At 68.7% G+C, this 9,220-nt stretch carries 8 protein-coding genes and 1 pseudogene; 1 reads left to right on the forward strand and 8 read right to left on the reverse strand.

Translation table 11 applies throughout. The features are described from left to right. Positions 1 to 8 precede the first annotated feature (8 nt). On the reverse strand, positions 9 to 938 hold the full coding sequence (locus tag WDU93_RS14115) for a carbohydrate ABC transporter permease (RefSeq protein WP_337321759.1): 930 nt from the start codon (positions 936 to 938) through the stop codon (positions 9 to 11). Next, the gene (locus WDU93_RS14120; protein ID WP_337321761.1) at positions 938 to 2,320 is read right to left on the reverse strand and encodes an ABC transporter substrate-binding protein; all 1,383 of its coding nucleotides are present in this window, start codon (positions 2,318 to 2,320) and stop codon (positions 938 to 940) included. The genes WDU93_RS14115 and WDU93_RS14120 overlap by 1 nt, the downstream gene beginning before the upstream one ends. A 148-nt stretch (positions 2,321 to 2,468) precedes the next feature. Between WDU93_RS14120 and WDU93_RS14125 the strand changes: the two genes are divergently transcribed. Continuing rightward, positions 2,469 to 3,497, forward strand: a complete 1,029-nt coding sequence (locus WDU93_RS14125) for a LacI family DNA-binding transcriptional regulator (RefSeq protein WP_337321763.1) — start codon at positions 2,469 to 2,471, stop codon at positions 3,495 to 3,497. 1 nt (position 3,498) lies between these two features. Here the strand turns inward: WDU93_RS14125 and recN are convergent, their stop codons facing one another. The 6 genes and pseudogenes from recN to WDU93_RS14155 all read right to left on the reverse strand — a co-directional run. After that, complete coding sequence (gene recN / locus WDU93_RS14130) at positions 3,499 to 5,181, reverse strand: DNA repair protein RecN (RefSeq protein ID WP_337321764.1); 1,683 nt, start codon at positions 5,179 to 5,181, stop codon at positions 3,499 to 3,501. Further along, positions 5,178 to 6,092 (reverse strand): NAD kinase, encoded by a 915-nt coding sequence (locus WDU93_RS14135; protein ID WP_337321766.1) that lies wholly within the window; start codon positions 6,090 to 6,092, stop codon positions 5,178 to 5,180. Before WDU93_RS14135 ends, recN begins: the two co-directional genes overlap by 4 nt. Next, positions 6,089 to 6,886 carry a TlyA family RNA methyltransferase gene (locus tag WDU93_RS14140; RefSeq protein WP_337321768.1) on the reverse strand — a complete coding sequence of 266 codons (798 nt, stop codon included), beginning with the start codon at positions 6,884 to 6,886 and terminating at the stop codon, positions 6,089 to 6,091. Before WDU93_RS14140 ends, WDU93_RS14135 begins: the two co-directional genes overlap by 4 nt. Next, a complete protein-coding gene (locus tag WDU93_RS14145) occupies positions 6,883 to 7,059 on the reverse strand; it encodes a hypothetical protein (RefSeq protein WP_337321769.1) in 177 nt (58 codons plus the stop codon). The genes WDU93_RS14140 and WDU93_RS14145 overlap by 4 nt, the downstream gene beginning before the upstream one ends. Positions 7,060 to 7,102: 43 nt before the next feature. Further along, positions 7,103 to 8,140, reverse strand: a complete 1,038-nt coding sequence (locus WDU93_RS14150) for an HAD-IIA family hydrolase (protein WP_337321771.1) — start codon at positions 8,138 to 8,140, stop codon at positions 7,103 to 7,105. After that, positions 8,140 to 9,220 (reverse strand): annotated as a pseudogene (locus tag WDU93_RS14155) (primosomal protein); the annotation flags it as partial. The gene WDU93_RS14150 and the pseudogene WDU93_RS14155, both read right to left, overlap by 1 nt.

Raw genomic sequence — 9,220 nt, forward strand, 5'->3', positions numbered from 1 at the left:
GTCGTTCCTCACCCGTAGAAGACGAATCGGCGGCTGAGTCGGAACTGCAGCGCGGTGACGAGCATGATCAGAAGGGTCAGCACGATGCCGATCGCCGAAGCGCGACCGAACTCGAGCTGCTGGAAGGCGGATTCGTAGATCACCATGACGGCTGTCCTGGTCGAATCCCCTGGCCCACCGCGGGTGAGCACGTACGGCTGGTCGAAGATCTGCAGCGCGCTGATGATCGCCATCACACTGGCCACGAGCATGGTCGGGCTGATCAGCGGCAGCGTGATCAGCCGGAACTGCTTCCAGCCGGTAGCACCGTCGATGGATGCCGCCTCGTAGACCTCCTTGGGGATCGACGAGATGCCGCCGATGAACAGCAGGAAGGTGAAGCCGAAGTTCTGCCACACGTACACCAGCACGGTGACGACCTGCGCACCGAACCCGGTTGTCAGCCACCCGACCTTGGCGATGCCGAAAGCACCGAGGATCTGATTGACCAGACCGAACTCTTGGTTGAACAGATAGGCCATCACCAGCGAGACGGATGCTGCCGAGAGGATCAGCGGGAAGAACAGCGATGAGCGGAAGAACGCCCGCAGCCATGACGGCATCCGGGACTGCACCAGCACCGCGAGCCCCAGCGCGAGCGCCAACTGCAGCAGCACCGCGACGATCACGAACAGGATCGTGTTCAGAAAGGACACCCGCACCGTGGGATCGACAAGGATGTCGGCGAAGTTGTCGAAGCCGACGAACTCGGGATCGGTGATGATGTCCCAGCGGAAGAAGGCGAGGACGAACGAGGCGATGATGGGCACGACCGTGAAGATGCCGAGCCCGATCACCGTCGGCGCGAGGAAGAGCGGCACCAGGCCCTTGCCTTTGGTGCGCCGCTTGGGCACCCGGCGAGCGCCGAGCACGACCGTGCGTGTTGTCGTGGTGGACATCAGCGTCCCTTCAGTGCGAGTTCGAGGTCACGCTGCATCGTCGCGAGACCGGGCCGGACGCCGTCGGGCCCCTGGGTGATGGCGGAGACGACGTTCTTGATCAGCGCCGTCTCCACCGCTGCCTGCTGGGGCGGCGCGGGAATGGGCGCGGAGTCGGGGAAGGCGTCGAGGGTGTCGTAGAACACCTTCCAGTGCGCCGGCCCCACCCCGCGGTAGAACGATTCGTTCACCATCGAGCGGCGGGCAGGCGTCGTGTTCGGCGTCGGGATGGTCAGCTGCATGCCCTTCTTCGAGGCGCAGAACTTGATCCATTCCCACGCGGCGTCCTTGCGCTGCGAGGTGCGCATGATGGCGTAACCGGCGGTGCCGAACTGCGCCCGCTGGCTGCGCATCTTCGGGAAGTAGGTGACGTCGTAGTCATCGGGCGTCATGCCACCCTCTTTGAGCCCCTGCACCCAGAAGCCGCCGGCCGGCGTCATACCGATCGAGCCCTCCGCGAATCGCGACACGAGTTCATTGCCGCCGCCCTGTGCGGGGCTCGCCGCGAGCCCCTCGCGCACGAGCTGTTCGAGGAACTCAAAGCTCTCCACGGCGCGCTCGTTGGTCGCATCCGCCCCCTCCCAGAGGAAGCCGCCGCCGCGCGGGGCGTCCGTGGGGTAGAACTGCGACCACATCCAGTCACCGCCGCGCGCCTTCTCCTCGGTGAGGACACTCGTGTTGTTCGCGTACAACCACGGGACGACGCCGCCCCAGAGCCGGTTGGTCCAGAAGAACGGCAGGAAGCTGCCTGTGGCCGATGACTTCATGGCGCGCGCCACCGTGAGGAACTCGTCCGTCGTCCAGTTCTCGGAGGGGCGATCCAGTCCCGCGCGCTCGAGCGCCGAGGTGTTGTAGTAGATGTTCGCCGCATTGAAGTCCATCGGCAGCTGGAAAAGGCTCCCCTGGTACATGAATGCTTCGACCAGGGACGGATGTACATCGGCGAAGTACTCCGCCATGTCGGCGGCGTCGCGCTGCACGTATTCATCAAGCGGGTGGGCGAGGCGTGAAGCGAACAGCTGCGTTCCCTCGGTGGCCACCGACACGACATCCGGCGGGGTACCGGCGGCGACCATGGTGAGGATCTTCGCGAAGTAGTTGCTCCAGTCCTGCCCCTGAATGGCCTGGATGCGGACGGGGATATCGGGATGTTCGCGCTGGAACGCCTCGACGAGGGCCTGCCGGCTGGCAGCGTCCTGGGCGTTGCCGAGGATGGCCACGGTGAGGACGTCCTCGCCGCGACCGGGGATGTCCGCTCCGGTGAGCCGGGGCCACGACAACGCGACGCCCAGCGCGCCGACACCCGCGACGCCGAGCAGTGCTCTTCTGGTGAGATCAACCACGATGTTGCTCCTGACTGAGTTGCTAAATTGATTCAGCACTGCATGCTAACCCGATGGACACCGCACGGACAAGGGTTTTGCTGAATTAATTCAGCAAAACCCTCGAACCGGCTAGGATCAGAACACCGTCGGAGGGAATCAGGCAGCCATGGCCACACGCAAGACCCGCCCCACCCTCGCCGACGTCGCCGCGCGTGCCGGCATGTCGAAGACGGCCGTCAGCATGGTGCTCAACGACCGCCCCGGGTCGCGCCTCTCGGCAGATGCCGCCGACCGCATCCGCGCGGCCGCCGCCGAACTCGGCTACCGTCCGAATCCGGCCGCGCAGAGCCTGCGCCTGGGCAAGACCCGCACGATCGGTTTCGTCTCCGATCGAGTGACCGTCACGCGCTACGCCTCCGGCATGATCCGCGGCGCCCTGGAAACCGCACGCGCCCACGGTCATACCGTGCTCATGGCCGAGACGAGCGGCGACGAGAATCTCCTCGGCGAAGCCGTGCAGTCGATGATCGACCGCCGCGTCGACGGGCTCCTCGTCGGTCTGATGAACGCCCGCCTGATCCAGCTGCCCCCGGTGCCACGAGATCTGCCTGTCGTCATCGTCAACGGGCGCACGAGCGAGAATCACCCCAGCGTCGTGCCGGCCGAACGTGCGGCGGGAGGCACCATGGCGCGCCTGCTGAGCGATGCCGGCCACCGCCACATCGCGCTGATCGGCCCGATTCCGAAAGTGCTCGACGATCCCGCCGAGTCCGTGAGCATCGGTGAGCGCTTCCGCGGCATTGACGCGGCATTCGCCGAGGCCGGCGTGCACCCGATCGTCTATGAGGTCGACGGGTGGTCCCCGGCGATCGGCTACGAGACGACGCTGCGCGCGATGACGGCGCACCCTGAGATCACCGCGATCCTTGTCGGCAACGACAACATGGCATTCGGCGCGTACCAGGCGCTGTCCGAGCTCGGTCTGCGGGTACCGGCCGACGTGTCCGTCGCCTCCTTCGACGACGAGGAGCTGGCCGAGTATCTGCGTCCCGGCCTCACGACCTCGCGCCTGCCCTATCCCGAGATGGCTGCACTCTCGGTGGAGATGCTCCTCGAGATCCGTGAGCGCGGCCACGAGAGCGTCGCCATGCCCACGGTCGTGCGCGCCTCGGTCGCGCCGCCGCGCGCATCGTGACTCAGCCCTCGCGCAGTGCGAGGAGTTCGCGGGCGTGCGTGAGCGCCGCATCCGAGTCGGTCAGGCCGGAGAGCAGGCGAGCCATCTCTGCCTCACGAGCATCGCCGTCGAGTCGGGTGACGCTCGAAGCCGTCACGGTGCCATCGTTGGCCTTCACCACCGAGAGGTGATTCGACGCGAACGCGGCGACCTGCGCGAGGTGGGTCACGGCGATCACCTGCGAGTTCTCCGCGAGGCGCGCCAGACGACGGCCGACCTCGATCGCCGCTGCGCCACCGATGCCGGCATCCACCTCATCGAACACGAACGTCGGCACGGGGTCTGTGCCGGCGATCACGACCTCGATCGCCAGCATGACGCGCGACAGCTCGCCGCCCGACGCGCTGCGCGCCACGGGGCGCGGCTCCGCACCCGGATGAGGGGCAAGCAGGATCGCGACGTCATCGCGTCCGCGCGTGCTCTCCGCCGCTTCCGACACCCGCACCTCAAGCCGCGCATCGGGCATGGCCAGGGCGTGCAGTTCCTCGGTCACCGCCACCGACAGCCGTGCGGCTGCCTCGGTGCGGGCCGCGGTCAGCGTGGCAGCCGCCTCGTCGAGCTGCGCGCGGACCGCCACGGCCTGCGCCTGCAGGCGTTCGATGCGGTCGCCGTCGTCGTCGAGTTCGGCCAGCCGGTCAGACCCGGTGCGCCAGAGTTCGAGCACCTCATCGAGCGAGCCGTGCTGGCGGGTCAGCACACCGAGCGCCGCACGGCGCTCCTCGACCGCGGCGAGCTCGTGCGGCCCGGACTCGTCCAGGTCAGCCAGGTACTGCGACAACTGGCCCGCGGCATCCGCCACCCGGTACCCGAGATCTGTGAGCGTCTCACTGACACCGGACAGCGCCGGATCGTTCGCGCGCTCCAGGGCGCGACGCGCCTCAGCCAGCAACGATTGCACATCGGGCACGTCGTCTTCGCCCGACAGCGCGTCATGCGCGACGGATGCCGCCAGGCGCAGCTCTTCGGCATTGGACAGGCGCTCCGATCGCTCGGCGAGAGCCTCGTCCTCCCCCGGCTGCGGATCGACGGCCTCGATCTGGGCCAGTGCCTCACGCAACCGCGCTGCTTCATCGGCGCGGCGATCGCGGTTCTCGGTCAGGTCGACGATCTCGGCATCCAGCTCGCGCCAGCGCGCGTACTCCTCGGCGTAGGCCGAGCGCGCGGCGGTGATCTGCTCACCCCCGAAACGGTCCAGGGCGTCACGCTGCGCGGCCGTCGACTTCAGGCGCAGCTGTTCGGACTGCCCATGCACGACGACGAGTTCCTCGGCGAGCGAGGCCAGCACACCAGCGGGCGCGGCGCGCCCGCCGACGCTGGCGCGGCTGCGCCCCTCGGCGGTGAGGGTGCGCGAGACGTAGAGCTCGGCGGCGTCGCCGGCCGGCTCGAGTTCGCCGCCGGCGTCGGTGACAATGTCGGCGACGGCACCTTCCGCGGGCACCAGCCAGACACCGGCGACCGAGGCCTGGGCGGCTCCGGCGCGCACGGCGCCGGAATCGGCTCGCGCGCCGAGCAACAGCCCGAGCCCGGTGACGACCATGGTCTTTCCGGCGCCCGTCTCACCCGTCACGGCGGTGAACCCCGGCCCGAGCGGCAGCACCGCGTCGTCGATGACGCCAAGACCGCGAATGCGCATCTCGTCGATCACGCCTGCGCCCCCTGCCCTCGCCATCCCGCGACCGGCAGCTGGAACTTGCGCACCAGGCGGTTCGTGAACGCGGTCGGATGCAGGCGCGCCAGGCGAACCGGGCGCGACGAGCGTCGAGCCACGACGCGGGCGCCGAGCGGAAGGTCGAAGGAGCGCCGACCGTCACACCAGAGGATGCCGGTGCCGCCTGCCCGCTCCAGCATCTCGATCGCGACGGATGCCTCGGGGCCCACGACCAGCGGCTTGGCGAACAGGGCGTGTGCCGACAGCGGCACCACGGCGATCGCCTCGACGGTGGGCCAAATCACCGGACCGCCGGCCGAGAAGTTGTAGGCGGTGGAGCCCGTGGGAGTGGAGATGACCATTCCATCGCAGCCGAAGCTCGACAGTGGGCGTCCGTCGATCTCGACGACGACCTCGATCATCCGCTCGCGGCTGGCCTTCTCGACGGTCGCCTCGTTCAGCGCCCACGTCTCGTAGACCACGTTGCCCTCGACATCCTTGACCCGCACCGACAGGGCGAGCCGCTCCTCGACCTCGTAGTCGCGAGCGATCACCCGGTGCACGGCGGCATCCATGTCGTCACGGTCGATCTCGGCGAGGAAGCCGACATGTCCCATGTTGATGCCGAGCACGGGAGCCGATCCGTCGCGCACGAGTTCGGCCGCGCGCAGGATCGTGCCGTCGCCGCCGAGGACGATCGCGAGCTCCAGCTCGCTCAGCGGCACGTCGCGACCCAGCACGGCGACATCGGCGAAGCGCGGATCCACCGCCATGAGGTCGTCACGGTCCTCCGGCGAGAGGACGGGGCGGGCGCCTGCGGCGGTCAACGCGCCGACGACACGGAGCGCGGCGGCCACGGTGTCCGGTCGGCCTGCATGGGCGACGACCAGGATGCTGCGCTCGTTCATCGTCCTCCTGCCAGCTGTGCGATCTGCTGCGTCCATTGTGTCGGATCCTCCCCGCGCCCGGGCGCGAGGTGCACCAGGTACTCGGCGTTGCCGTGCGTGCCGAGGATCGGTGACGGCAGGATGCCGAGGATGCCGAGACCCGCGTCGTTCGCACTCCACAGCGTGCGTTCGACGGCATCGACGCGCGCCGTAGGATCGGTGACCAGGCCCCCGCGGACGGCCGTGCGACCGACCTCGAACTGCGGTTTGATCAGCAGCACGACATCGCAGGTCGCCGTGGCGACCGCCGCGACGGCGGGAAGCACATGATCGAGGGAGATGAAGGAGAGATCGCCGACGATGACGTCTGGCTGTGCGCTCACGCCGGTGACCTCCGCGAGGTTCTCCCGGGTCATGTAGCGGACGTTGTACCCCTCAACGGCGATCACCTCGGGGTCGGCGGCGATGTCGGCGGCGAGCTGACCGTGGCCCACGTCGACAGCCAGCACAGGGCGGGCGCCGCGTTCGCGAAGCACCTGGGTGAATCCCCCCGTGGACGCCCCCATGTCGAGGGCCACGCGGCCGTCGACGGCGATACCGAAGCCGTCGAGCGCGGCGAAGAGCTTGTGTGCACCACGGCTGACGTAGTGGTCGCTGCTGTCGACCGTGATCGTCGCGTCGTCAGCAACGGGCGCGGATGCCTTGACGATGGGGCGTCCGTTCACGCGCACAAGCCCCTCTGCGATGAGCGTTGCGGCGTGGGTGCGCGACCGTGCGAGTCCCCGCGCGGCGAGGGCGGCGTCGAGCCGGGTCACCGGGAGCCCGGTGTCGTGTCGCGACCGTCGATCTTCGGAGTGCTCTCCAGGCGTCGCATGAGCTCGTCATGCACCGAGGTGTACGCGGCGGCCCGGTCTGCGAGCGGTTGCCCTTCGATCAGGCGGAGGCGGCTCCACAGCGCGTCGGTCGGCTCGTCCCGCGTGTGCTCCATTCGTCCACTCTAACCCGCGTGCAGCGCGCTGCCTGAGCGGCGCTCAGGGCTTGTGGAAAGGATCGGCGTACAGCGCTTCGGGCACGCGGAACGCGTAGATCGCCAGGCCCGTCGCCCAGATGGCCGCGGCACCCGCGCGCAGCAGGTTGATCTGCGAATCGCCGGCGGCGAGGATCTGCACATCGGCGTTCACGACGCGCACGGATGCCCCGCCGACGGTGAACACGCCGTCCTTCTCGCGGGTCTGCGGGTAGGGCTCGTGCAGTTCGCGCAGGTCGCTGAGGATGTAGGTCGGTCGTGACCCTTGCGGGGCGGCGAGGACGTGCTTGGGACGATCGATGCCGGTGAGGACGAGTGCGGAGTCGATGCCCGCGCGGTCGGCACCCATGATGTCAGTGTCGAGGCGATCGCCGAGGAAGAGAGCGTTCTGAGCGCCGAAGCGCGCGAGTGCCTCTTCGAAGATCGGCGTCTCCGGCTTGCCCGCCACGGTCGAGAGCCGGCCAATCGCGGTATGCACGGCCGAGACCAGCGTCCCGTTGCCCGGCGCGACGCCGCGCTCGCGTGGGATGGTCCAGTCGGTATTGGTGGAGATCCAGGGGATCCCGCCCTCTTCTTCGGGCAGCTGCAGCGCAAAGGCCGCCTCGGCGAGGTCGGTCCAGGCGACATGAGGCGCGAAGCCCTGAACGACGGCGGCGGGTGCGTCCTCGGCGCTGCGGGTGACGGTGTAGCCCGCCTTCTCCGCCTCGACGACGAGGCCTTCTCCCCCGACGATGAGGATCGTCGCCGGAGCCGGCACGATGCCAGCAAGGAGACGCATCGCCGCCTGTGGGCTGGTGACGACCTCGTCGGGCTTCACCGTGAGGCCCAGCTCGGTCAGGTGCTCGGCAACCGACGCATCCGTACGCGAGGCGTTGTTGGTGATGTAGCCGAGGCGCACGTTCTCAGCGGCCTGGTTGAGACTGTCGATCGCGTAGGGCAGGGCACCGGGACCTGCGTAGACGACGCCGTCGAGGTCGGCAAGCAGTACATCTCGCCCGGTGAGCGGTGTCACCTCGGATGCGGCGCGGCGGAACAGCCCCATCAGGCCTCGTTCTCCTGCTCATCGCTCTCCTGGTCAGACTCAGCCTCGTCGGCGGCGTCGGGCTCGGAGGCGGCGCCGGTGTTCTCCTCAGCGGCCGGCGCGTCTGGGACATCGTCATCGAGGAAGTCGCCCTCGATGAGGCCGTCCTCGACGATCATCTCGTCGAAGTCGCCATCAAGCCCGAGAGCTGAGGCGGCGACCTCGGCGCGCTGCGTCCAAAATGCTGCCTCGTCGTGGCGCCCGAGGTCTTCGAGCACGGCAGCGCGTGCGCTGAACAGCGCAGGGCTCCACTCGAAGGCACGGTCGGGGTCGAGTTCCGGGATCTCGAGCTCGCCGAGAGCAAGTTCGGTCTCATCACGGTCCAGGCGTGCACCTGACATGGCGATCGCGAGGGCAACGCGCACCGGAACGGGCAGCGTCGCGCGGTCGACCGAGCGACCGGCCTCGAGGGCGCGGTCGGGACGTCCGACACCGCGCTCGCTGTCGACGATGAGGGCGATCTGGTCATCGTTGCCGGAGATGCGCCGGTACGTGCGCAATTCGCGCAGCGCGAGCGCGAAGTCGCCGACGGCGTAGGCGGTGATCGCGAGTGTCTCGCGCACCACGGCGACGCGACCAGCCCGGCGGGATGCCGCGAGTGCGTGCTCGTGCGCGAGTTCGGGATTGTCGTCGATGAGCTGCGCGGCCATGGCCAGGTGGCGGGCCACGCGTTCGGCGTTCTCCTTGCTGAGCGTCTTCAGCTCGTTACGCGCAGAGGAGTGCAGGTCCTTCGGGGTGATCTCATCGGGCAGCGGAGGCTCCGGGACGCGCTCGCGCACGGGCGCGAACTCGTTGTACGTGCGCTCGACCCCACCGCGCTGCGGGTAAGAGCGGCGGTCGCCTGACTGGTTCCGGTCGCGGTCACCGTAGGAACGACGCTCACCGGACTGGTTCCGGTCGCGGTCACCATAGGAACGGCGCTCACCGGACTGGTTCCGGTCACGGTCACCGTACGAGCGACGATCACCGGACTGGTTCCGGTCACGGTCACCGTACGAGCGACGATCACCGGACTGGTTGCGGTCGCGGTCACCGTACGAG

The sequence above is a fragment of the Microbacterium istanbulense genome, assembly GCF_037204145.1.
Classification (GTDB): domain Bacteria; phylum Actinomycetota; class Actinomycetes; order Actinomycetales; family Microbacteriaceae; genus Microbacterium; species Microbacterium istanbulense.